22 protein-coding genes are annotated in these 26072 nt (G+C 41.3%); 20 read left to right on the top strand and 2 right to left on the bottom strand.

Annotated features, from left to right (window positions below; genetic code table 11):
* Positions 1-59: 59 nt before the first annotated feature.
* Positions 60-488 carry a MarR family winged helix-turn-helix transcriptional regulator gene (locus CTY48_RS17675; RefSeq protein WP_099469770.1) on the bottom strand — a complete coding sequence of 143 codons (429 nt, stop codon included), beginning with the start codon at positions 486-488 and terminating at the stop codon, positions 60-62.
* Between the two features lie 6 nt (positions 489-494).
* On the bottom strand, positions 495-1472 hold the full coding sequence (locus tag CTY48_RS17670; protein WP_099469769.1) for an alpha/beta fold hydrolase: 978 nt from the start codon (positions 1470-1472) through the stop codon (positions 495-497).
* Between the two features lie 320 nt (positions 1473-1792).
* Here CTY48_RS17670 and CTY48_RS17665 point away from each other — a divergent pair, with 320 nt between their 5' ends.
* The 20 genes from CTY48_RS17665 to CTY48_RS17570 all read left to right on the top strand — a co-directional run bounded on the left by CTY48_RS17665 (position 1793) and on the right by CTY48_RS17570 (position 26003).
* Positions 1793-2089 (top strand): hypothetical protein, encoded by a 297-nt coding sequence (locus CTY48_RS17665; RefSeq protein WP_099469768.1) that lies wholly within the window; start codon positions 1793-1795, stop codon positions 2087-2089.
* Positions 2086-2475 carry a hypothetical protein gene (locus CTY48_RS17660; protein ID WP_099469767.1) on the top strand — a complete coding sequence of 130 codons (390 nt, stop codon included), beginning with the start codon at positions 2086-2088 and terminating at the stop codon, positions 2473-2475. The genes CTY48_RS17665 and CTY48_RS17660 overlap by 4 nt, the downstream gene beginning before the upstream one ends.
* Before the next feature lie 406 nt (positions 2476-2881).
* Positions 2882-4057: a multiple monosaccharide ABC transporter substrate-binding protein gene (gene chvE, locus CTY48_RS17655; protein ID WP_099469766.1), complete on the top strand. Its 1176-nt coding sequence runs from the start codon at positions 2882-2884 to the stop codon at positions 4055-4057.
* Positions 4058-4136: 79 nt separating this feature from the next.
* Entirely contained in the window at positions 4137-5687 is a 1551-nt protein-coding gene (gene mmsA, locus CTY48_RS17650) for a multiple monosaccharide ABC transporter ATP-binding protein (protein ID WP_099469765.1), read from the top strand.
* Positions 5688-5689: 2 nt separating this feature from the next.
* Entirely contained in the window at positions 5690-6859 is a 1170-nt protein-coding gene (mmsB, locus tag CTY48_RS17645) for a multiple monosaccharide ABC transporter permease (protein WP_099469764.1), read from the top strand.
* A 187-nt stretch (positions 6860-7046) separates the two neighbouring features.
* A complete protein-coding gene (locus tag CTY48_RS17640; RefSeq protein ID WP_099469763.1) occupies positions 7047-8681 on the top strand; it encodes a response regulator transcription factor in 1635 nt (544 codons plus the stop codon).
* A complete protein-coding gene (locus tag CTY48_RS17635) occupies positions 8671-10470 on the top strand; it encodes a sensor histidine kinase (RefSeq protein ID WP_099469762.1) in 1800 nt (599 codons plus the stop codon). Before CTY48_RS17640 ends, CTY48_RS17635 begins: the two co-directional genes overlap by 11 nt.
* The gene (locus CTY48_RS17630; RefSeq protein WP_099469761.1) at positions 10460-11416 is read left to right on the top strand and encodes a substrate-binding domain-containing protein; all 957 of its coding nucleotides are present in this window, start codon (positions 10460-10462) and stop codon (positions 11414-11416) included. The genes CTY48_RS17635 and CTY48_RS17630 overlap by 11 nt, the downstream gene beginning before the upstream one ends.
* Before the next feature lie 40 nt (positions 11417-11456).
* On the top strand, positions 11457-12521 hold the full coding sequence (locus CTY48_RS17625; protein ID WP_099469760.1) for a galactose ABC transporter substrate-binding protein: 1065 nt from the start codon (positions 11457-11459) through the stop codon (positions 12519-12521).
* A gap of 30 nt (positions 12522-12551) precedes the next feature.
* Entirely contained in the window at positions 12552-14963 is a 2412-nt protein-coding gene (locus CTY48_RS17620) for a GH39 family glycosyl hydrolase (RefSeq protein ID WP_099469759.1), read from the top strand.
* A gap of 262 nt (positions 14964-15225) precedes the next feature.
* Positions 15226-16332, top strand: coding sequence for a Gfo/Idh/MocA family protein (locus CTY48_RS17615; protein ID WP_099469758.1), 1107 nt, complete (start codon positions 15226-15228; stop codon positions 16330-16332).
* Positions 16333-16347: 15 nt separating this feature from the next.
* On the top strand, positions 16348-16782 hold the full coding sequence (locus tag CTY48_RS17610; RefSeq protein ID WP_099469757.1) for a C-glycoside deglycosidase beta subunit domain-containing protein: 435 nt from the start codon (positions 16348-16350) through the stop codon (positions 16780-16782).
* A gap of 13 nt (positions 16783-16795) precedes the next feature.
* The gene (locus tag CTY48_RS17605) at positions 16796-17782 is read left to right on the top strand and encodes a sugar phosphate isomerase/epimerase family protein (protein ID WP_099469756.1); all 987 of its coding nucleotides are present in this window, start codon (positions 16796-16798) and stop codon (positions 17780-17782) included.
* Positions 17783-17796: 14 nt separating this feature from the next.
* Positions 17797-18717 (top strand): sugar phosphate isomerase/epimerase family protein, encoded by a 921-nt coding sequence (locus tag CTY48_RS17600; protein WP_099469755.1) that lies wholly within the window; start codon positions 17797-17799, stop codon positions 18715-18717.
* Between the two features lie 14 nt (positions 18718-18731).
* The gene (locus CTY48_RS17595) at positions 18732-19781 is read left to right on the top strand and encodes a Gfo/Idh/MocA family protein (RefSeq protein WP_099469754.1); all 1050 of its coding nucleotides are present in this window, start codon (positions 18732-18734) and stop codon (positions 19779-19781) included.
* Between the two features lie 69 nt (positions 19782-19850).
* Positions 19851-20720 carry a YitT family protein gene (locus CTY48_RS17590; protein ID WP_099469753.1) on the top strand — a complete coding sequence of 290 codons (870 nt, stop codon included), beginning with the start codon at positions 19851-19853 and terminating at the stop codon, positions 20718-20720.
* Positions 20721-20923: 203 nt separating this feature from the next.
* Positions 20924-22540 carry a response regulator transcription factor gene (locus tag CTY48_RS17585; RefSeq protein ID WP_099469752.1) on the top strand — a complete coding sequence of 539 codons (1617 nt, stop codon included), beginning with the start codon at positions 20924-20926 and terminating at the stop codon, positions 22538-22540.
* A gap of 14 nt (positions 22541-22554) precedes the next feature.
* A complete protein-coding gene (locus tag CTY48_RS17580) occupies positions 22555-23400 on the top strand; it encodes a sensor histidine kinase (protein WP_099469751.1) in 846 nt (281 codons plus the stop codon).
* A complete protein-coding gene (locus CTY48_RS17575; RefSeq protein ID WP_099469750.1) occupies positions 23387-24814 on the top strand; it encodes an ATP-binding cassette domain-containing protein in 1428 nt (475 codons plus the stop codon). The genes CTY48_RS17580 and CTY48_RS17575 overlap by 14 nt, the downstream gene beginning before the upstream one ends.
* A gap of 109 nt (positions 24815-24923) precedes the next feature.
* Positions 24924-26003 carry a sugar ABC transporter substrate-binding protein gene (locus CTY48_RS17570; RefSeq protein WP_099469749.1) on the top strand — a complete coding sequence of 360 codons (1080 nt, stop codon included), beginning with the start codon at positions 24924-24926 and terminating at the stop codon, positions 26001-26003.
* Positions 26004-26072: the final 69 nt, after the last annotated feature.

The raw sequence follows: 26072 nt of genomic DNA, 5'->3' as shown, positions 1-26072 counted from the left end.
ATATTATCAGAAGTAAAAAAGCAACCAAGTTCCTAACTCATAAGGGACTTGGCTGCTTTTTAATTATGAAAATGTTTGGATTTTTCACTTATGCTATTGATTGTCTGACTAAAAGAGTCTATATCGGCTGAATTAAAATCGCTTAAAACGTAATCAACCCATTTGCGGTTTAGTTCTTGCATAAACCGATAAAGCTCCCTGCCGGAGTCGGTCAGATAAAGTGCCTTTGCCCTTTTATCCGATTTGGACTGTTCGGCGCGGATGTAGCCCGATTTTACCATGCTCTTTACCGAGCGTGCGATGGCGGCTTTGTCAATGGCTAAAGCGCTTGCTATCTCCTCCTGCGTGGTGCCTTCATTTTCTCCGATGTTCACCAAGAAAACGCTGTCGGAGTAGGAAAGTTCTTTGTCCGAGAGAGCCTTTGAAATATAGCTTAAAAAGGTACGGTTGAGTATGCCAAAAGATCTGATAATTTTAACGTATTCCATATAATATTAATCCTCCAAGAAAAAGTCCTCCAATATTTTTGCAAACTCATCAGGGTGCTCAAGATTGACAACATGTGAGGAGTCGACTTTCATATATTTAACGTTTGGAATGAGGGAAACTGCCTTGTCTGCGTGTTCCTGCGACATGGCACCGTCCAATATACCGGAATCCAAAATTTCAAAGTTTGCTTGAACAAGTAAAGCCGGGCATTGAATTTTTTGAAGTGCCTCGGTGTGGTCAAAGCCCTCATTCCAAGTGCCCTCATAGAAAGCAGAACCAAAACGTGGGTCGTAATAGTTTAAGCCTCGAATCATTTCCCTGACAACGGGAGGAAGATAAACTATCTCTACCGGTTCCCCCGGATTTGCGTCTCGATAGCAATTTACAGCAAATGCAATGATAGGCTCTGAGAAGGGACCGACATGGTTCGTAAAAAAGGTTTTACTGCTTTCCAGCCAGTATCCTAAAAAATCATTATGATAGCCGGTTTGAAGAGCGTTATAACTTGTTGTAAAGGAACGATAGGCAATCGTCTGCTTGATTTCAGGGTATTCGGATGAAAACAAAGGAGGATCTTCCAGTACGATAGCTTTTACCAAATCCGGTTTATTGGCAGCAAGCCATGTAGTTAAAAGTCCGCCTGAGGAATTTCCGGTCACATAGGCAGGTTCCTGAATTACACTCTCAATAAAATTTGCCAAATCGTTTCCTATCTGATTGGCAGTCATCGGGTAATCATCGGGATAAGTTGTTTTTCCGTGCCCTGGGTAATCAACGGCAAAGACGTGAAAGTGCTTTGACAATTCCGGCAGTGCCTCACTGTAAGTATACCAGTCAAGAAGTTGAGCATGCAATAAAAGAAGCGCGGGCCCGTTGTCCGGTCCCTCTGCATAATTGAAATTTACCTCACCGACATAAGCTGTTTTCTCGACAACGCCGGCGTCTGCAAGGCGCTTATCCCACGGATTTTTATAGTTGTTCATGTAGAGGATAGCAACAACAGCCGTAAGAATCAAAACAATAACGAGAATGCCGATTATAGAAAAAATATTTTAGGTTTTGAATTTAATATTTTTTGAATACTCATACTGCCTCCTTTAATAAAAAAGATAGATGACTCAGTCAAGTATATGATTGTTTTTTATTTATGTCAATAGAAAAATTTTAGGGTTTTAGGAATTGTGACAATATGTTATAATTGTGACAATTATAACATTCCGAATAGGATTCACATGAATTATGAAGTAATTCGCATGATGCGGATAAACATTATACCGGCCCAAAGGGCAATGGAGGAAAGTGCATGTTAAAAAAAGGAACTTCAACAATTACGAGTTTGGGACTTCGCATTTTAGTGGGCGGTTATTTAGTATATCTTGCTTTTACGCTCATACCAAGCATTCAAGAGGCAGCAGGTACAAGTGAAATGTATTTCTGGATTGCAGTGGTTGCCGTTTTTGGATTGATAGGAGCCGTTGTTGTTATATTCTCAGCAAAGTCTTTGATAAAGGGCGAATATGATAAGGGGCCTCAGGAAGAGGAAAAAGATAGTGAGGCTGAAGGCGAGGATAGCCAAGACAAAGGGGATGAAACAGATTGAGAAAATATCTTATTTTAATAAGTAAAGTTCTGGCAGGGTTATTTCTGTTATTTTGTGCAGTAGTGGTTGCGTGGGCTACATTTTCGAAAGAGACAGAGATAGAAGTGTCCAGTTACTTTATAATCCCTTTTGCTGTTGTCATTATTTTAGCGGCAGTTACATTCTTTATCATGTTTATATGGGAAATGCTTGAGGTAGTCAGGCAAAAGGATAGAAGCAGAATAGTCACGCTGCTTGTAGAGATTTTTTTGTTTGCTATACTAGGTATGGAAAAAGATGTATTTGGAATAGGAGACGAGACAAATTTAATATTATTGGTGAGCATGGGAGCCGCGATTTGCATGATAGCATTTTCTCTTAATTTTTGGAAAAGGAAAGTGGCTTGACAGAAGAAGGAGATTTAATAATAAGATTAAGGTGCCAAAAGGTGCTTTGTACGAATAGTAACATAAAAGATTGCCGGGAAAGCTTGCTTTTCCGGCAATCTTTTATGTCAAAAATTCCGTTTTGATGTGTTTGACATCTCAATTATAATAAATATTTTCTTTTTTTAAAAAAATTGAAGTATACACTATGACGACAGAGGAATAATACACCTATATATTTTTTTAGGTAATTATATAAAAATGCACAAAAACCAAACAGACAAAATATATAAAATGTACATTTAGCCAATAAATTTTATAGATTTGAGAAGAATATCGTATGTAACTTGTATATTTTTTTTGCTATACTGTGAAAGTAACAACAAGGGAGCAAAAATACAAAAAATCATTAAGGAGGATTTCACGTATGAAAAAGAAACTAGTTAGTGCACTTTTATGTGCAGCAATGGTTGCCACTATGGTAACAGGATGTGGAAGCACATCATCAACAGGATCAACCACAGATACAACAACATCAGAGACAACTACAGATACAACAGCAACGGATAGCACAGACAAAGCTGCTGATACCGCTTCAACAGGAGAGACCAAAAAGGTTGGTGTAGCAATGCCTACACAGTCATCCGAGCGTTGGATTAACGATGGTGCTAACATGAAATCAAGATTGGAAGCATTAGGATATGAAGTTGATATGCAGTATGCAGAGGACGACGTACAGGCTCAGGTTTCCCAGATTGAGAACTTAATTGCAAACGGAGCTGATTGCTTAGTAATCGCAGCAGTTGACTCATCAGCGTTAGTAAACGTTCTTCAGCAGGCAAAGGATAACAGCATTCCGGTTATCGCTTATGACCGTCTGTTAATGGATACAGATGCAGTTTCCTACTATGCAACATTTGATAACAAGGGTGTTGGTACAGCAATCGGTAAATATATTGAAGAAACAAAAGATTTAAAAGCAGCTCAGGCAGCAGGCGAATCTTACACAATTGAATTCTTCATGGGTTCACCGGACGATAATAACGCATTGTTCTTATACAATGGTGTTATGGAAGTATTAAAACCATACTTAGATGACGGTACATTAGTTTCTAAAACAGGAAGAACTTCTTTCGAAGAAACATGTATTTTAAGATGGTCACAGGAAACAGCTCAGCAGTGGTGTGAAAACTACTTATCAGGATACTATGCAGATGAGAAATTAGATATTGCGTGTACAGCATTTGACGGATTTGCTTATGGCGTTCGTGCTGCATTAGAAGGTGCTGGATACACATTAGGCGATGAATGGCCTCTTATCACAGGACAGGATGCTGAACTTATGGCAACAAAGAACATCATCTCCGGATACCAGACAATGTCAATTTACAAAGATACTCGTGTTCTTGCTGACAAGTGTGTAACAATGGTTCAGGCTGTATTGGAAGGTACAGAGCCAGAAATCAATGATACAGAGCAGTATAACAACAACAAGATTGTAGTTCCTGCTTACCTTTGCACACCAGTTGCAGTAGATCAGAGCAACTACAAAGAAATCATTGTAGATGGCGGATACTACACAGAAGAGCAGTTAGCTGAATAATCAGAAAGAATTGCAAAAATATGGGCGGCGGCATATGGCTGCCGCCCGTTTCCTAATAAGACAAAGGAGTTGAAAAAATATGTCTGATATCATCTTGGAAATGAATCACATAACCAAAGAGTTTTCAGGTGTAAAAGCACTTGATGATGTTAATTTAAAAGTAAAACGGGGCGAGATTCATGCATTGTGTGGTGAGAACGGAGCCGGTAAATCTACTTTGATGAATGTTTTGTCCGGAATTTATCCGTATGGAACCTATTCAGGTGAAATACGATACAATGGAGCAGAGGGACAGTTTCACAATATTAAAGACAGTGAGCAGAAGGGAATTGTTATCATTCACCAGGAGCTTGCGTTAAGCCCGTATTTAACAGTAGCAGAAAATGTATTTATGGGAAATGAACAAAAATCAGTTAAAGGAGTAATTGACTGGACAAAGACAAGAACCAGAGCAAAAGAAATGCTTGCGAAGGTTGGTCTTGGAAATGAAGATATCAATGCACCGGTAAATTCACTCGGTGTGGGAAAACAGCAGCTTATTGAAATAGCCAAAGCAATGGCGAAAAAAGTTGAACTATTAATTCTTGACGAGCCGACAGCGGCATTGAATGATGAAGAAAGTGCGAAGCTCCTTGAAATCATGCTGGAGCTGAAAAAACAAGGAATAACATGTATTATTATTTCACATAAATTAAATGAAATCAGCTATGTTGCCGATGCAATTACCGTTATTCGAGACGGAAAAACCATCGAAACATTAGTAAAGGGAAAAGATGAATTTACAGAGGACCGTATTATAAAAGGTATGGTTGGACGTGAGTTAAAGAACCGCTATCCGGAAAGAGAAGACTGCAAAATCGGTGAGATGATTATGGAGGTTAATGACTGGAATGTATTCCATCCAGAGGATGCAAACAGACAGATGATTAAGGACGTTTCCTTCAAGGTAAGAGCCGGTGAGGTCGTAGGTTTTGCGGGACTTATGGGCGCGGGAAGAACAGAGCTTGCGATGAGTATCTTCGGTAAATCCTACGGACAGAAAATCACAGGAACGATAAAGATGCATGGCAAGGAAGTTCATATTAAGAATGTAAAAGACGCGATTGATAATAAAATTGCTTATACATCCGAGGACAGAAAGAACTATGGTCTTGTTTTGATGGATGACATCAAAAGAAATATGACGATGGCGGCACTCCGCAATTTCTTTTCTAAGCGCGGCGTTGTAAACAGCAATGATGAAATTGTTGCTGCGGAAAAATATAAGAAGCTCATTAATGTAAAGGCAAACTCCGTTAATCAAACGGTCAGCTCCCTGTCGGGAGGAAACCAGCAAAAGGTTGTTCTCGCAAAATGGATGCTGACAGAGCCTGATATTCTCATTCTAGACGAACCTACAAGAGGTATTGACGTAGGTGCAAAGTATGAAATCTATTGTGCAATTAATGACTTGGCAAAAGCGGGTAAAGCGGTTATCGTTATCTCCTCCGAAATGCCGGAAATCATAGGTACTTGCGATAGAATCTATGTAATCAACGAAGGCAAGATAGCGGGAGAATTATCCAAAGAAGAAGTGACACAGGAAAAAATTATGAAATGCATTATGCAGCACAATGGGAAAGGAGAATAAAAATGGAGAATAAAAAGACAGTCAATCTTGACATGAAACAATATGGAATGGTAATTGCACTGATCGCCATCTTTATCTTATTTTATATTTTATCAGGCGGAAAAAACGCTTCATCAACAAACATTAACAACCTTGTTATGCAAAACGGATATGTTGTTATCCTTGCAGTAGGTATGCTCCTATGTGTATTAACAGGTAACATCGACTTGGGTGTAGGTTCAGTAGTAGCATTAAGCGGTGCAACAGCAGCTATTTTAGTAGTAGATATGAAGGTTGCAGTACCGGTTGCCTTCTTGGCAGCTTTGGCAGTAGGATTACTTACAGGTTTATTCACAGGTTTCTTTATTGCTTACCTTGATATTCCTCCTTTCGTTGTAACGCTTGCAACGATGCTTATGGGACGTGGTCTTACATACACAATCTTAAAGGCACAGACAAAAGGACCTCTTCAGGGTGATTACACATGGATTGGAGCCGGATTTATTCCGACGGTAAAGGTTCCGTTTGGAGCCGGAACAATTGATTTGGTTTGCGTTTTAATTGCAACTATTGCAAGTGTTCTTATTATTTTATCAGAATTAAAAAATATCAAAACAAAGAAAAGCTATAACTTTGCTACAAATCCAATGTGGCAGACAATCATAAAATTAGTTGTAATACTTGCAATTGTATGGTTCTTCTTCTTTAAGCTTGCAACCTACAACGGAATTCCATATGTACTTGTATTAATGGGAATTTTGGTAGGTGTTTACCACTTCATTACGAGCAAAACCGTAGCGGGACGCCAGATTTATGCATTGGGCGGTAACGCAAAGGCAGCAAGACTTTCGGGTATTGATACAAGAAAAGTATTCTTCTGGGTTTATGCAAACATGGGTGTTTTGGCAGCGGTAGCAGGTATTGTATTATCCGCTCGTAACGCTTCCGCAACACCAAAAGCAGGTGACGGTTTCGAGCTTGATGCAATCGGTTCTTGTTACATCGGTGGTGCAGCAGCAGCAGGTGGTATCGGAACTATCATGGGAGCGGTTGTAGGTGCTTTCATCATGGGTATCTTAAACAATGGTATGTCCTTGATTGGCTGGTCAACTGATATCCAGAAGGTAGTAAAAGGTATCGTTTTACTTGGTGCCGTAACCTTCGACGTATTATCAAAACGTAAAGCAGCATAATTGAAAAAAGAGTAATAGAAATTTATATATTGAAACAACTAGTAATTTTGCAAAAACAGAATTGCTAGTTGTTTTCATATCATGAAGTTGTTGATGCGGACTTGTCCGCTTTGTTTCGATTCTTTACATAATATCAATAAATGGTTATAATTCATGTAATAAGAAAAACAACACATCTGGAGGTTATATGAGTAAATACAGTGTAATGCTTGTAGATGACGAAGAAGAAGTCAGACAGGCGATTATTAAAAAGTTAAATTGGGAGGAAGCCGGCTTTGAGGTGGTGGGATATGCCGAAAACGGAGAAGAAGCGTTGGAACTGGCGGAAAATCTCAGACCTGACGTCGTTATGACGGATATTCATATGCCTTTTATGGACGGACTCACCATGTGCAGGAGACTGAAGACGATAGCGAAGAATACCAAGATTATTATATTCTCCGGTTATGATGAGTTTGAATATGCGAGAGAGGCAATTCAGCTTGAGGTGGAGGAATATATATTAAAGCCGATTGATGCAGAGCAGTTAAAGCTGGTGTTTGAGAGAATTAAAAAAAGTCTTGATGATGAAATTGAAGAGAAACGAAACATTGATAATTTGAAAAAGTGTTATTTTGAAAGCCTTCCTGTAATGAAGGAACGTTTTATGGGAAGCTTATTAGAGGGAAAATTAGAGAAAAATAAAATAGAAGAGTTAAAAAATTTATATGACAGCGAGCTGGAGGCACCGTATTATGCGGTGGCAGTCCTACATTCGGAGTCTATCAGCAGAGAGAACCAAGATAGGAATAACGAGGAGGTTATGTACTCCCAGCTTCTTTCGGTTTCCCAGAAGCAGATTGTGGAGGAAAATCTGGACAACCTGTTTTCCTATCGAAGCTTTATTTATCTGGACTGGGTTGTTGTCATTGCGCTGCTTGAGAAAAACAATGATATCAGCAGGTTTATAAACAGTATGAATCAAATTTGTAAAATAATTTCCAGAATATTAAACGTAAACACTTCCGTGGGAATCGGGCAGACATGTGACAGCCTATCCGGCTTATCCAATTCCTATGCAGGTGCGAAAAGTGCGTTTGAATATAAAATTTTGCTCGAGCCAAACCAGGCAATTTACATTCAGGATATTGAGCCAAAGTCAGAGGAGCGTATCAGCATCGACGAAAATGAGGTTCAAAACATTATGAAGGGAATCAAGGTCGGCAGTCACGAGGACCTTGAAAGAGCAATTAACCAGTTAATGGCGAAAGTGAAGCACTACAAAATATCCATTTCTCAGCTACAGCTTTTTCTGATGGAAATATTTGTGGAAATCATAAAGCTTGGCAGGGTTTACGAGGTGGATATAGAGCAGGTTACAGGCGAGGATTTTAACCTGTACCAGGATATCAGCAAGTTTGACAGCATTGAGGAGATAGGCAAATGGCTGCTTTCTATCTGTATGCAGGTTCGAAAGCTTATTCGAAGGGAGCGGACAGATACGGCAAAGCTCATCACCCAGAAGGCAATCCAGTATATCGATGAAAATTATAGCAATCAAGAGCTGTCGGTTGATGTTATCTGTGGGATGCTAAATGTAAGTGCCGCCTATTTTTCCACAATATTCAAGAAGGAAACGGGCATGGGATTTGTGAATTACTTAACAAAGGTTCGAATGGAGCAGGCACTCAGGCTTTTGAGCACCACCTCCGAGAAGGCATACACGATAGCGGGACAGGTGGGTTATGCGGAGCCGAATTATTTCAGCTATGTGTTTAAAAAGGAGTATGGGATGTCGCCGTCGAAATACCGTGCCAGTCAGGTAGAAAATAATGAAGGATAAAATTAACCAGTTTATCAGGCGTATTACGAAAACCTATCAGAGAAGAAGCATACAGTTTACCGTGTCCATATCTTTTACGGCGATTGCCATTATCAGTATGGGCTTTGTCGGCTTGACCTTATATGAGAAGTATACGGAAAATTCGATTGAGCTTGTCAATCAGAAAAACAAACAGCTTATTGACCAAGCGGGGTTAAATCTGGATACTTATATCCGAAATATGATGAACATATCCGATACGATGTACTACAGCGTAATCAAGGGTAAAGATTTGGGATATGAGGACATGAACAAGGAGATGGCACTTTTATATGAGGCAAACAAAAATAATTTAATCAGTATTGCCTGTTTTGATAATATGGGGAAGCTGATTGCAGCCTCCCCGATTGGTACAATGAAGGAGAAGGTTAGTGTCTACAATCAGGATTGGTTTGTACAAGCCAACCGGAAAATAGAAAACCTGCATTTTTCAACACCCCACGTGCAGGACTTGTTTGATGACAGCAATTTTCGCTATTACTGGGTGGTATCCCTAAGCCGTGTGGTTAGTCTTAACTACTATGGCAATACAAGCCGCGGTATTTTGCTTGTTGATATGAACTTCAGTGATATTGAGCAGCTCTTTTCAAAGGTAAACGCCAAGGGAGAGGGCTACGTCTATCTGACAGACGGAGAAGGAGAGATTATTTATCATCCAAAGCAGAAGATGATTTACACGAATCTCATGTCGGAGAATAATTATATGGCGGCAAAATACGAGGACGGAAGCCATATTGAAAAATATGAAGGGGAGGAACGCGCTGTTATTGTAAAAACGGTGGGATATACCGGGTGGAAAATTATAAGCGTGACACCGATTAGGGAGATTTCGACTAATTTAAATCAGTTCAAATTTTTTACCTTCAGTATACTGGGGGTTTCGATTATTGTTATTATTATCGGTAATATATTGATTTCCGAAAAGGTGACCAATCCGATCCGAAAGCTGGAGGAATCTGTGCGCGAGTTGGAAAACGGAAACTTAAATTCTAATATTTACACGGAAGGTCCTCATGAAATCCAGCATTTGGGAAGCACGATTACGTCTATGGTAAATCAGATGAAAAATATGATGGACGATATCGTGAAGGAGCAGGAGGCAAAGAAAAAGAGTGAGCTGGATGCACTGCAGTCACAGATAAACCCGCATTTTCTTTATAATACACTGGATTCCATTGTATGGATGGTGGAATCAGAGCGGTATCCCGAGGCAATTTCGATGGTAACAGCCCTTGCAAGTCTTTTTCGTATCAGCCTCAGCAAAGGAAAGAATATCATTTCGATTAAGGATGAAATACAGCATGCCGACAACTATTTAAAAATCCAGAAGGTACGCTACAAGGACCAGTTCAGTGTGAAGACAGAGATTGACCCTGCGATAGAAGAGTACAGCACAATTAAGCTTATTGTACAGCCGCTTCTTGAAAATGCTATCTATTATGGCGTGGAATCTATGCGCGACGAGGGAGAGATTACGATACGAGGTTATGAGGAGCAGGGCGATATTTTTATCGAGGTATCCGATAACGGAATGGGTATCCCAGCTGAAGAACAGGAGCTTTTACTGACGGACAACAGCAGAGCGAGAAAGAGAGGCTCAGGTATCGGACTTATCAATGTTCATCAGAGAATCAAATTGTATTATGGTGAGCCGTATGGCTTACAAATTAAAAGTGAGCTAGATGAGGGAACGACTATTCTCATTCATCTTCCGAAAATAAAGTACAAGGAGGAAAAAAATGAGAAATAAAAGGATGATTTTAATTGCGTCAGGTGTTGCAATAGCCTTTTTGCTTATTGCCGTTTCTATCCGCATGTACAGCGACAAAAAGGTGGAAGAGCCGAAGTACATCTCCGCTATTTTATACGGAAATACAATAGACAGATGGGACAGCTTAAAACAGGGCATTGAGCAGGCTGGCAAGGATTATGGTGCCGAGATAAATTTTGTAGTTATGTCAACAGATACGAATTCAGAGGAGCAGCTTTCCTTGATACAAAGAGAGATTGATAACGGAGCAGAAGGTATTATTCTTGCGGCAAGTGACAGTGATATGGATTTGAGCAGTATTTCCTTTCCGTCAAAAGATTTTCCGATTATTTGTGTGGAATCCGGGGTGAATGACCAGAGGATAAACTTGGTGAGTGCCGATAATTACACGATGGGAGAGAGTCTGGCACTTGAGGTCATAGCGCAGGAAAGTCCGATTGCAAAAATTGCTATCGTGATGGACAATCAGCAGCGAAACAGTGTGAAGGAGCGATATGAGGGCTTCTATAACAAGGTGGTGGAGAAATTCTACAATTTTACTTTTTGGAGAAGGGAAGAGGGGGAAAGCCGCCCTATGATTTCTGCCCAGAGGGAACTGGTGGCGGAGGCCGTGGACGTGGTTGTGGCACTCGATAATACTTCTCTGGAAGCGGTTATTGATGCAACCCTAAACCTGAACAAAAAGGTAAAAATATACGGGATAGCCAATTCAGACAAAGCCGTGTACTATCTGGATACCGGAAGGATAAAAAATCTCGTTTATCAGGACGAATTCAGTATCGGCTATATAGGGATTGAAAGCCTTCTCGGAAAAGAAAACTATAATGAAAAGGAAATGTCAAACTATATTAAATATCATATTGTAAATGATGAGACATTGTATTTGCCGGAAAATGAGCGGGTTCTTTTCCCGTTTGTAAAGTAGAAGTGACTGTTTAGTACCCATAATAGAAGGAGAAAACGGCATGAGTGGAAAAAATAAGCTGAAAATTGGACTTGTTTCAATTATTGTGATAGCGGTTATTTTGTTTTTGGGAGTTCGAGAGTATTCCAAGCAGCAGCAGGAGTCACATGAGATTAAAAGTATTAAAATAGGAGTTAGCATCTATGATGAGTATGATACCTACATGATGACCTTAATGCAGGAGATAACGGCGTGGGCAAAGCAGAAGGAGACGGAGGATGGAATCGCCATCACCTTGGAAATACAGGGCTGTGGAGGAAGTCAGATTACCCAGAATGACCAGATTGAAAGCTTTGTAGATAAAAATTATGATGTTGTCTGCGTCGGATTGGTGGACAGAACCGACGCCTCCGGAGTAATTGAAAAATGTAAAAGCGCAGATATTCCAATTGTATTTTTTAACCGGGAGCTAGTAAAAGAGGATATGGAGCGATGGGATAAGCTTTATTATGTGGGCGCCAATGCTGCAGACTCGGGCAATATGCAGGGAGAAATTATTATAGATGCTCTGGAGGAAAACTTTGACGGAATTGACAAAAACGGTGACGGCATATTGCAATATGTAATGCTGGAGGGCGAGCCAGGGCATCAGGATGCCATGATTCGAACGGAAAATTCCGTGAAAACAGTGACAGATGCCGGCTATACACTTCAAAAGCTCGGCGATGAAATCGCCAACTGGAGCCGTGTACAGGCAATCACAAAGGCTTCCGCATGGCTCGAGGAGTTTGGTGAGGAGATAGAAATCATCTTTGCCAACAACGACGAGATGGCATTAGGGGCACTTGAGGCCCTGAAAAACAGCAAAATACAGCAATATCCGATTATTGTCGGAGTGGACGGCATTCCGGCAGGACTTGACAGTGTAAAGAAAAAGGAAATGGTTGGAACGGTATACCATGATTACAGAGGACAGGCGAAAGCCATTGTGCAGATAGCTTATGCTCTTTCTGTGGGTCAGGAGATTCCGGAGGATGTGAATCTGGTTGATGATAAATATGTTTATCTGCCGTATGAGAAGATTACTTATGATAATGTGCAGGAGTATATTAGGATGTTGGATTAGTATTTAAGCACATATAAAAACGAGGATTGGATGGAGGAAATCACCGTGGGTGAGTCAAAGGAAAAGACAGGAGTTATATTTCAAGTATTGACTGGAAAAAGCGAGCCGGAGCATTTTCATATGGAAATAGAGCTGCTCTATGTGCTCGCCGGGACGGTGCATGTCTATTTGCCAGAGGAAAAATACACGCTGAGTAAGGGAAAAGTTATTCTGATCAACACGAATAAAAAACATCATTACAGCGTCGAGGAAAACACCCTGCTGTGCAAGGTTTCGATTGATTATTTTATGCTTGTCAAGGCACTGAAGCGTGACTTTATCATGTTTTGGTGCAATTCTGCAATCAATGAGGACAAGGATTATGCCGAGCTTTGCAATATTTTAAATCAGATGCTTCGGGAGTATGCGGTCTGCCGGGAGGAAGAAAGCTTTATGATGAAAAGTCTTTCTTACTGTATGCTGGAAAGTTTAACTAAGAATTTCCTTGTTCAAAGCGAGGGAACTTGGACTGACAATGAGGACGAGAAGACAGCCCGAATTCTTCAATATATCAACAATCACTACGGGCGGGCGATAACCCTGTCAGAGCTGGCAAATCAATTTTATATGTCAGATTCCTCCTTTTCCAGATATTTTAAAAAGCTCATGGGTGTAAATTTTGTGGAGTATGTGAATCATATCCGCATGAATTACGCAATTGAAGATATTTTATATACAAACAAGTCAATTACAAATATTGCACTGGATTGTGGTTTTTCTAATCCGTCCGCTTTTAACAAAATATTTAAGGAGATATACCAAATGTCTCCTACTTCCTACAAAAAGTTGATGAGAAACCGGATTATGAGGAAGGAGGATTTGGAGACAAGAAAATGCGAGGAACAGCTTGAGGCGTACTTAAGGGAGCAGACGGTCACGGAGGAGACAAATCAAAAAGAGAGAAAGCATATTGTGGTGGATGCAGCAGACTTTAAGGAATTTTCGTTAGAGGAAATGAATTGCATCAATGCAGGGCTTGCATCTGATTTGTTAATGGGAAAGCTGCGGGAGCAGATTTTGGATATTAAGGATGCGCTCAGGCTTCAATATATCCGTATCTGCAATGTGTTTCACCCAAGTCTCCACATATGTGAACAGAGCAGCTTAGGGCAGTATAATTTTGACAAATTGGACTCTGTGCTTGATTTTATTGTGGAAAACGGTATGATTCCTGTGCTTGATTTGGGGACAAAGCCAAAGCGCGCTGCCCTCGGTGTGGGAAAAGATTTAATCATAGGAAATGCACAAGAGAGCAGGAGCTTTCAAGATATTGGAGAGTGGAAGGAAATGCTCGCGGAATTTATCCGTCATATTGTACGAAGATATGAAGAGGAGGAGATTTCCGGCTGGCTCTTGGAATTTTGGTATGACGAGCAGTATTTGATTTTTGATGAGGAGACCGAAGCAAATTACTACATGGAGTACTATAAAGCAGCCTGGGATACAGTAAAGAGTATCTGTCCGCAAATCCGCATAGGTGGGAATGGACTTGGTGTTGTCTACAACAAGAAAAAGTTGCAGGAACATTTGGAGTTTTGGAAGGAAAGCAGCTGTGAGCCGGACTTTTTGACTACTTATATCTACCCTTACAGCAAGCAAGGACCGGAAAAAGAAATTTACGCAAAGCGAATGACTGACTGGCAGTTTGCACCAAAGATGCTTGAGGACTATGAGCGGTTTTTGAAGGAACTTCATTATCCTCAGAAAGATGTTTATATAACCGAGTGGAACACGAGTATCTCGGAGCGGAATTACTACAATGATAGCTGTGCCAAGGCAGCGCATGTGGCACACCAGCTGATTCAACTGGCGGGAAAAACAAAGCTGCTTGCGTATTTTCAGGTGAGCGATTTGCTGGCGCAGTATTATGATGTAAAGGAGCCGCTTGTTGGTGCAACGGGACTTTTGACGAGAGACGGAATACCAAAGCCCGTATTTTACACCTATCTCTTTATGGGGCGGCTTGGAAGCAATTTGGTTGCAAGGGGTGAACAATACTTAGTGACCACAAACGGAAAAAATAAATATTATATTTTACTATGCAATCCAAAGCGATTTAACCATACTTATTATTTGAAGGCAGAAAATGAAATTACGGTGGATGACTTAGAGGATATTTTTGAGAATTATGAGCCGCTTACACTGGAATTTGAGCTTTCAAACGTGAAAAACGGCAGTTACCATATCAAGAAGCATATCTTAAATGAGGAATATGGCAGCATTTTAAATGAGTGGAAAAATCTAGGCTATGTAGGCGAGGTAAATAAGGAAGATATTGATTATTTAAAAACGATATGCAGACCACATATTTATAGATGTACAGCGGAGGTTACAAACGAAAGTCTGGCAATTTCAGTGGAGTTGAAGGCACATGAGGTAATGCTTTTGACAATTACCGGTTAAAGAGCTGCGGAGCTTGCAACAACAAAATTAAATAAATATTTTTATCAAATCTTGAATTTGAAACAAATACGGGCTAAATTTAGGAAAAAAATTAATAAAAATTCGAAAGGATATGAAAGGTGTGAACTTTTCATATCCTTTATTATTTTTATAGGGCATAGGAAATCCCTGTGATAGATAGAAACTATTATGCGCACTTGCGCCAAGAGAAGGTTGTCGGCAGTGCTAATCGCGCTCGTCGCGGGAAAGAGAGGACAAGGAAATGGCGAAATTAAAAATAGGTATAATTGGATGCGGAGGTATCGCAAACCAAAAGCATTTTCCGGCATTAAAGGCAAATGCAAATTTATGTGAGATTGTGGCATTTTGTGACATTGTAAAGGAGCGTGCAGTGCAGGCTGCGAAGGAATTTGGAGCAGAGGATGCCAAGATATATACGGACTACAGAGAACTTTTAAAGGACAAATCCATCGATATTGTCCATGTATGTACACCGAATGTCTCTCACAGCGAAATTACGGTGGCGGCATTTGAAGCAGATAAAAATGTGTACTGCGAAAAGCCGATGGCGCACAATACTGTTGAGGCGGAGAAAATGATGGAAGCTTGGAAGAAGTCCGGAAAGAAATTTACAGTAGGTTACCAGAATCGCTTTCGCCAGGAGGTGCAAAATCTGCACAATGCCTGCCAAAACGGAGAACTTGGAGAGGTTTACTATGGAAAAGCACATGCAGTTCGCCGCAGAGGAGTGCCGACTTGGGGTGTATTTCCTGACAAGTCACAGCAGGGCGGCGGACCGCTCATTGATATCGGAACACATGCGCTTGATATCACGCTCTGGTGCATGGACAACTACGATGTAAAAAGCGTATCCGGCTCCGTATTTTATAAATTGGGAAATTTGCAGCAGGCAACAGAGGGCAATCTGTTTGGTCCGTGGGACCCAAAGACGTTTGAGGTTGAGGATTCGGCAATGGGCTTTATCAAGATGAAGGACGGCGCAACAATTAATTTGGAGGCAAGCTGGGCATTGAATGTGCTGGAGTCAAGGGAAGCGTCCACAACACTTTGCGGTACTCTTGCAGGAGCAGAGATTCATTCCGGCATGAGCCATTCTAAAAATGAACTGATTTACAACAGAGGAAGAAACGGGCAGCTTATGGAGGAAACACTCTCTCCGGTAGGAGGCGTTGCGTATTTTGGCGGAGGCGGCGGAGCCGAGGGAACGGTTGACTGTGAGCAGTGGCTTTTGTCAGTACAAAATAACACAGAGCCGCTTGTACAACCAGAGGAAGCATTTATGGTGACAAAAATATTAGATGCAATTTATCGTTCCGCAGAAGAGGGAAAGGAAATTGTTTTTGAATAATTGGGAGGTATTGACATGGGATTTGCAATGAGAATGAAGTTAAATGAGGAGATTATCAAGAAATCTACGGTGAAAAGTATATATATTAACGGAGAGAAAAACGGATTTGAATTTGATGCTCAGCTTGCTTATTATAGAGGTCATTATCTGTCTGATATCGAGCTGCTTGAAGTATATGCGGATGGAGAACTGATGCCGAAAGAAGCGGTTACATTTGAGTTAAACGGTAAAGAAATGCCGCTCTATAAGCTGAATTATGCGATGACGGAATTTTGGAGTCAGGTCGTGCCGGCAAAAATCCGCGTTATTAAAAAGGGAGGATTATCTGCCGGAACACATGAACTTACCTTAAAGCTAATGCTTCGCGTGCCTTATATGGAGCTTGGACCGGACCATATGTTTATGCCACTGGACAGCGGAGACAGCGTAACGGTAGAAATTTTAAATTAAGGAGGGAAATAAGATGAGCAATATTAAATTGGGAGCAACGCTGTTTTGCTATGGGACAGAGTATGCCAGATATGAATATGATTTTGAGGAGTGTGTAAAGCAGGCGGCATTAGCCGGTGCGACGGGATATGAGATTGTTGCAACACAGATGATTCCTTCCTATCCGAATGTAAGTGATGAATTTCTGGGGCTTGTAAATAAGCTAAAGGCAAAATACCAGATTGCTCCTGTGGGCTATGGAGCAAACAATGACAAGGGAATGCGCTGGGACCGCAATCTGACAGATGATGAGATGCTTGCGGATGCAATTATTGATTTGAAGGCAGCAAATAAGCTGGGCTGCAAGGTGATGCGTGCACAGTATATGCTTTCTCCTGAAGCATTTGAGAGGCTGGCAGAATACGCAGAGCTTTATGATGTGAAGGTAGGAATTGAAATTCATAACCCGGAAACCCCTTCCTCCCCTAAGATACAGGAATACTTAAAGGTTATCAAAAGAACGGGCTCCAAATATCTTGGATTTGTACCGGACTTTGGCTGTTTTTCGGTGGCACCGAATAAGCCGCATTGGGATAAGGCGTTGAAGGCAGGAGTGAAGGAGGAATATTTACAGCTTGCCGCGAAGATGAGAACAGAGGGTGCTTCCATGGAGGAGACAACAAAGACATTGTCAGCAGCAGGCGCACATCCGATGATTAACATGGTAATTCAAGGAATGTACGGTTTTGTACAGTTCCGCCCGAAGTCGGAACTGCCGGCTCTCCTTGAAAGCTTGAAGGAAATACTGCCTTACTGCTTTGAAATGCACGGAAAGTTTCACTATTTAAGTGAAGACTGCGTGGAGCCGAGTATCCCTTATGGCGAGATTTTAGCGGTGTTAAAGGAATCAGACTACGGCGGCTATATCATCTGCGAATACGAGGATGAGATTGGCTGCGGCGGTACAGAATTTACAAAAAGACAGATTGCAATGGAAAAGAAAATTTTGGGCATTAAATAGATGGGAGGCAAAGTATGAAGCTTGGATTTGTAAGTGCGATTTTGGATCAGAGCAGCTATGAGGAAATGATGGATTTTGCCTCGGCTAACGGTTTTGAATGTGTCGAGGTGGCTTGCTGGCCAAGCGGTAAGGCGGAGAGAAGATATGCAGGAGTGAGCCATATTGATGCAGAGCGCGTTTTAGAGGATGCGAAATATGCAGACCGCATCATAGATTATGCAAGGGAAAAAAGAGTTGAACTCTCTTCCCTTGCCTTTTACCCAAATACAATGGACCCTGACCCTCAAAAGCGAGAGGGTATCATAGAGCATTTAAAAAATGTTATTTTAGCAAGCAGCCGGCTTAAAGTCGGTATGGTGACGACTTTTATCGGCCGTGACCAGACAAAGACTGTGGAGGAAAACCTAAAGCTTGTAAAAGAAATCTGGCCGCCCATTATCGAGATGGCAGAGCGGGAAAACGTAAAAATTGCAATTGAAAACTGCCCGATGCTTTTTGGGCCGGATCAGTGGCCGGGTGGCCAAAATCTAATGACGACACCGGATATCTGGAAAAAAGTATTTGAGATTCTTCCAAGCAAAAATCTCGGCATTAACTATGATCCGTCTCATTTTGTGTGGCAGATGATTGACTATGTCAAACCGATTTATGAGTTTCGGGATAAAATTTTTCATGTTCATTATAAAGATATCAAGGTATATGAGGAAAAACGAAATCAGGTCGGTATTATGGCATATCCGCTCGACTTTATGTCCCCGAAACTTCCGGGGCTTGGGGATGTTGACTGGGGAAAATATGTGAGTGCCCTGACGGATATCGGCTATGAAGGCTATAGCTGTATCGAGGTGGAAGATAAGGCATTCGAGAAATCGCCCGACGATGCAAAAAAAGCGCTTGTGCTAAGTGCTGTCTACCTAAGAAATTTTGTGATTTAGAGGTGAATAAAAAGATGAAGACAATTAAGCTTGGAATAATAGGTTACGGCGGCATGGGAAAATGGCATGCAAAAAATGCACCCCGCGCGGGAGTGGAGATAGCCGCAGTCTGTGATATTGACAAAGAAAAAATAGCGCAGGGAAAAAATGACGGATATCTCACCTATTCCTCAACTGAGGAGTTGCTTGCGGATAAAGAGGTAAACACGGTAATTCTTACCGTTCCGAATCACCTGCACCATGAAATGTGCTTAAAGGCTGCAAGGGCAGGAAAAAATGTAATCGCAGAAAAGCCGGCGGCGATGAGTGTGGCGGAGCTTGACGAGATGGAGAAGGCATGCAAGGCTGCAAAGGTTGCCTTTACCGTTCATCAAAACAGAAGATGGGACAGAGATATGCTCATTGTAAAAAAGGCGTATGAGGAGGGAAGGCTTGGAAAGATATTCACGATTGAATCAAAGCTTCACTCCGGAAACGGATACATGCATGAGTGGCATCTGTATCAAAAGTTTGGAGGCGGAATGATTTACGACTGGGGTGTTCATCTGATTGATCAGATTTTGTACATGATGCCTGAGGCAAAAATCAAATCACTGTACGCAGATATCAAAAATGTACTCCACGAGGAGGTAGATGATTATTTCAAGATTATTCTGAAGCTGGATAACGGCGTGACAGCGCATATTGAACTCTCCACCTATATTTTAGATTATCAGCCGAGATGGCTTGTAGGTGGCGACAAGGGAACCTTGGTTATCAAGGACTTTAGCTGTGAAGGCAAAATTTATCATACAGGAGAATTATTAAAAAAGCTGCCTCCTCAGATAACAGAGACGGTAGCAGGACCAACCAGACAATTTGCTCCCGTACCGCCCGGCGGCATTGTGACCGAGGAGCTGCCGATGGTAGAGACGGACTGGGTTGAATTTTACCGGAATGTAACGGAGGCGATTAACGGCCGTGAGGAATTCAAAATAAAGATAAGTGAAGTCCGCCGTGTGCTTGCTGTGATGGAGGCTGCCAGAAGGTCAGCTGAGAGTGGAGAAGCGGTTTGCTTTGAATAGGAATTAAAACAATAGTGGTTGACGGATAACGCAATTTATTTTATCATATAAGATATTTTGGAGGTCAATATGGAAAATAAAAAGCTGTTATTTAATATTTTAGTTGTTATATTCGGAAATATTCTCTATGCATCGGGAATCGTATTTTTTATTTTGCCTGTGGGACTTATCACAGGGGGAACGACCGGTATTGCGTTGAGCGTCAACCATTTTACCGGTCTTCCGATGTCCTACTTTATTTTTGGTTTTAACATGTTAATGTTTTTGCTAGGGTTTGTAGTTTTGGGAAAGAAATTTGCACTGACAACTCTTGTTAGCACATTTTGCTACCCGATTGCACTAGAGGTACTGCAAAAAGCAGCAGGCGATTACAGACTGACTGATGATATTTTTTTATGCACGCTGTTTGGAGGTATCTGCATCGGGGCAGCGATTGCGATGGTTATTCGTGCAGGAGCAAGCACAGGCGGCATGGATATACCGCCGTTGATACTCAATAAATATACACGAATTTCGGTTTCTGTAAGTTTGTATGTTGCTGATTGTGTTATTTTGGTATTGCAGGCAGCTTTCAGCGACAGTGAGAAAATTCTTTATGGTATTGTCTTGGTCCTTATTTACACGATTGTGTTGGATAAGCTTCTTGTACTTGGCTCAAATAAAATGCAGTTGGAGATTGTTAGCAAACGCTCCAAAGAGATAAAAGAAGCCATAATTGATGAAATAGACAGGGGTGTTACCCTTTTGCATGGCAGTACAGGTTATCTGGAAAAGGAGACTGATATTGTCCTTAGTGTGGTTTCAAATCGTGAGCTTTATAAGGTGGAAAAGCTGGTACACCAAATTGATGAGGAAGCTTTCGTTATGATTAGCCGTGTCAGCGAGGTAAGGGGCAGAGGATTTAGTGCCGGAAAGCGGTATTTAAAGCATGAAAAGTAAAATTAATAATGGTTAAAAGAAAGCATGGTAAACAATAAAAATTAATTGTTTATCGTGCTTTTTTATATGCTCCAAACTTCAACCCCTAAAAAGATTAAATAATCGACTAAAAATACGACAAATATTGAAAAGAAAAAATGCCCTCCCGCAGTTAAAATAAAAGAATAACGGTATTGTCCAACGAAAGAATTGGAGGGAAAAAAATGTTAAAGGTTTTAATCGTAGATGACGAGGAAAGTATTTGCAATTTGATTCACTATTTAGTGCCGTGGAAGGAGCTTGATATGCAGGTTGTCTGCATGCTTCACAATGGGGGTGAGGCAATCGAGGTACTGAAGGAGCAGCGGATTGACATATTAATTTCGGACGCCCGCATGCCCGGCTGTGACGGGATTGAGCTGATTAAGTGGTGCAGGGATAACCAGCCAAGGCTGAAATGCATCATTATAAGCGGCTTTCGGCATTTTGAATACGCACATGGAGCAATGAAGTATGGTGCCGTAGATTATTTGCTAAAACCAATTAAAAAAGATGAGCTTGTGGAGACGCTGCAGCAGATCAGCAACGGAATACGTCAGGAGAAGGACGTGGAAGAGGACAAACTGGTGATGCAGAAGGTCATAGACCTGAACAAGGATAACCTAAAAAGACATTTTATCAATAGCTATATCTTTGGTAACAGTATGACTTCCAATGAAGATATCGCAGAGACGGATATCAACGAACAATATAAACTAAATTTTCAGAAGGGAGTATATCAGACCATTTTTTTCAAGCTGGATGATGTGAGCAAGGCTCATAAGGAGCTGGAACAGCTTATGCTTCGCATGGAGGAGAAAATTGATGCTGAAATGAAGGCTTTTTGCTCCGAATATGCAGGGACAAGAACTCATACGGGCATTATTTATCTGGTTAACTATCCCGTTGAAAAGACAACCTGTTTTTTAACATTTATTCAAGGGCTATACGAAAGCCTTGAAAAACAGGTGGACTTATTTGAATATCTACGGCTCACGATAGGTATCGGTGCAAAGCAGACGGATATTAAATATATCAGGGAGTGTATGCAAACTGCCGGTTCCGCCGTGAAATACCGGATTGTAAACGAGGAGGAGCACATATTGGAATATGAGAAATACCAATATAAGGAGGTAGACATCAGTACTGTTTTGACGAGGGAGATAGAAGAAATCATTAAAAATTGCTTAAAGACAGGAAATAAGGACGGACTTCACAGGTGTATCCTGAAAACAAAGTCGGATATCGCCAAGATACAAAACTGTTCACCGCTGTTGTTATATGATTATGCCGCTCAGTTTGGTATGTGGCTGAAGGGAAATATGGAGGAGATAACGGATAGTGAGGAGGAGAAACGGCAGGCATATATCAAATACAATGAGGAAATTGACCATGCGATATCCGCTGAGGATATATGGAGAGCGGCAGAGGGCTTTGCAGAATACAGCATTGACTATGTGGCGCATGCCATGAAAAATACGACGGTAAAGCCGCTGCGCCTTGCGATGGAATACATAGCAGAGCATTATCGGGAGCCGATTACACTTGAATTGGTGGCGGAGGCAGTTATGTTAAGTCCCAATTATCTATCTAAAATGTTTAAAAATGAGACAGGAACTAACTTTTCTGAGTATCTTGTATCGAAGCGAATTGAAAAGGCCTCCGAGCTGCTTCGGAATACGGATAAAGCGATTGCGAACATAGCGGAGGAGGTTGGCTACGCAGACTTAAAGTATTTCCGTAAGCTGTGCAAAAAATATATGGGGTTAAAGCCCTCAGAGTATAGGAAGCTATATTCATAAGGGAGGACAATGCGGTGAATAAAGATATGCATAAAAAATTAGTCGAGGAGACAAAAAAATACAAAACGGAGAGCATACCTCTTCCGAGGCGATATAGTAATTCTCAACTAACGGAATATTACAGCAAAATTATTGGGCATCTTATGGCAAGGCTGGAAGAGGAAAATGACATTTTACGGGATAAGAGAAAGGCTGAGATATCAAGCCTTCAAAACCAGATTAATCCCCACTTTCTATATAATACGCTTGAGACAATCCGAAGCGAAGCGCTTATGCATGGAGACATGGATGCCGCGATGATGTCGGAGTCGCTTGCAGACTATTTTCGCTACAACATCAGCAAAAAGAGCGATTTGGTGACCATCAGAGAGGAGCTTGAGAATATTGAAAGTTATATTCGAATCCAGAAATTTCGGTTTAAGCAGCGAATTGCATACGAGACGGTCTATCACACCGAAAAGCATTTAATTGAGAATGCGCAAATGCCAAAGTTGATTTTACAGCCATTGGTAGAAAATTCGATTTACCATGGTATTGAGAAAAACATAAATGGTGGCAAGGTAACGGTGCACCTTTTTGCAACAGAAAAGAGAATTATTATCACGGTTTGGGATAACGGGCCGGGAATGCCGGAGGAGATACTGAGGAAAGTACAGGAAGGACTGCGGACAAACAAGGAGATTCTGGAGAGTGAGGATAGGAGGGGAGGAATTGCCCTTTCAAATATTAATCAGAGAATCCAGATGATTTATGGGGAGGAATATGGACTGACGTTTTCTTCCGTAAAGGGTATCGGGACAGAGGCGGAAATTGTTTTGCCACGGGTTGTAAAGGAAAAGGCAGAATATGATAAAAAATGAAATAGTAAGGCTGGAGCACATTGAGATGAAAAGTAAGGGTGCTGCGGTATTGTCTGATTTTAAATTAAATATTTTGGAGGGAGAGTTTGTCATACTGTACGGCAATTTTGGCTGTGGCAGAAAGGAGGTCGCGGAGCTTTTAATGGGGCAGAATACAGCGTTGGCGGGCAGAATCTATATAAATGAAGAACCTCTTGACATTAGGGAGCCGATAAAGCCTGATAAGCTTGGCATATTTGCCGTATCCGACCATACCGGCTTGGTTTTGGGAATGTCCGTTGCCGAAAATATATTTTTGTCGTGGAAACAAAATATGTTTAGCTTCACTTTGCCAAGAAGGATACTTTATCGGGAGACAGAACACATTCTCAACATGATGGGAGTCGGTATTCCGCCCGAAAAGTTAGCGGGACAAATATCAAAGATTGACAGGCAGATTGTAAAGCTTGCAAAGGCGTACTGCAGAAAAGCAAGGCTTGTTATCATAAATGACATGGCTGACATCTATACACCTGCTGAGCGAGACAAACTCTTCTCGGCAATTCGATTTTTGCAGAGCAAGGGGACTTCTATACTCTGGATTACAGGAAAATGTATGAATACAATAAAATATATGGATAAGCTTGTTGTAATGCACCATGGAAAAAATGTCAGAACCTTTTTTGATACACCGGAGGACAAAGAAATTTTAAGTAAAATGGTAAATCAGACGAGCCACACAAGGCAGGCAGACTGGATAGGTAAGAAAAAGGATGACGAGTTATTCCGACTGCGAATCAGGGAAGGGCAGAGCAAAGAGCCGATTTTTATTGCAAAAGGGGAGTGTGTAGGCATTATCTTTGAAAACACGGGGGAGCTTAATGCTTTTTTGGAAGAAATTCTGGGAAAAAGACAGCTTCAGAACTGGTATATGTGGATAAACAATAAATTTTACGTTCCGGATAGTTATGAACGGGCAGTTTTTGAAGGAGTTTATGAGCTTGATATGATTGATATTCAAAACAATTTGTTTCACAATCTCTCGGTCAAGGAAAATCTGATTATTAACAGCATGAAGAGGACAAGCAAGGGCAGGCTGTTTTTGAACCGAACCTTTATGGAGTTTATCTATGCAAAATACCGGGAGAAAAATAAGATGCCGCCGAAGGAGCGGATTGACGATTGCAGCTGGAAGGAGAGGGAGGGTATTATTTTTCACAGGCTGAGTATGAACAGCTCTAAATTAATTGTGGCGGAGGAGTTTTGGGCACATGTGGATGATGCAAGATGGGATGGAATGATTGAAAATATAGAAAAATGCCTTGCCGAGAAAAAATCCTTCTTATTTTTGTCAGTAAACAGCAGCGATTTAAAGCAGGTTTGCAATCGAATTTATAAAATAAAGGGCAAAAAAATAGAAGTACTTAAAAAATGATAAAATAGCCCTCCTTTTTCGTAAGGTTGCCCCCTTATGGAGCATTGATAATAAAATTATAATAAGAGTGTAAAAAGAAGCAGAAACAAAAAATGGGAGGACAAGAAACATGAAAAAAGTATTGAGTTTGGTTTTAACAGCAGCGTTGACTGTATCCATGCTTGCAGGGTGCACAAGTAAGACGGCAACACAAGAAAGCAGTACTTCTGCAGAAAGTACCACAGCAGAAAACACTGCGACAGATACAAAGACAGAGGAGACAGCAGAAAGTACCGATACGGCAGCCACGGCAAACACGGGGGAAACGACAAAGGTTGCGGCGATGTTTTTTAGCTTGGAAGGTGAATTCTTTAAATATTTTGATGACCTTCTAAAGGAAAACTGTACGATGTTAGGATATGCCTATGAGTCACAGTCCTCAAACGGAGATGCATTGACAATGATTCAGCAGATTGAAAATGCAGTTGCAGGCGGTGCTGACTTGATTTTCGTATGGGCAAGCAGTGGTGCGGAGGTTTCCGATGCCTGTGCAGCAGCCCAGAAAGCGGGTGTCAAGGTACTGGCATTTGTTCAAAATCCGGGTGAAGAGTCTGTTGATGTTTTCCGCGGAAGCGATGAGACAATGTGTGGTGAGGCGATTGCAGCACTTGCAAAATCCTGGGCAGATGACCAGTACGGCGCAGATGCAGGAGAGGGTGTTATCAGCACAGTATTATTTGGAAATACAGACAGTGCGGAGCAGAAGGAACGATATGAGGCAATGGAAGCTTCCCTAAAGGAGGATAAGAGATTTAATATCTTAGAGTCCGCAGGAATTGAAGCCTCCACGATAAAGGCGCAGGAAGCCACAGAGAATATGTTCAGCAAATATGGACAGATTGATTGTATTTTGACAACAGGCGGAGAGATGGTGCTTGGCGTGATAGCCTATGCAATTTCAGAGGGAAGCCCTGTGGAGGACGTGACGCAGATGGGTATATTCGGAACGGAGATGAATTCCGAACTTGCAAACTATATGAAGGCAGGCGTATTAAAGGGTTCCGTCTTAAATGGTGGCAAAACCGAGGATAATGTTAAGGAAATAGCAGGAATCATAGATAGTCTTCTAAAGGGAGAGAAAGTTGACAACTTTTCAGCAGTAGATATGGCACAAATTACAGCGGATAATCTGGCAGAATACGGATATTAATTGAAGTGCTAAAAATCAGAAACGGAGGGGCTGGTATAACAGCAGCCCTTCCGCTTCCATAAAGGTAAG

It is taken from the genome of Konateibacter massiliensis (assembly GCF_900184995.1).
In the GTDB taxonomy this organism is placed as follows: domain Bacteria; phylum Bacillota; class Clostridia; order Lachnospirales; family Lachnospiraceae; genus Lachnotalea; species Lachnotalea massiliensis.
This window is presented reverse-complemented; position numbering and strand designations above follow the sequence as displayed.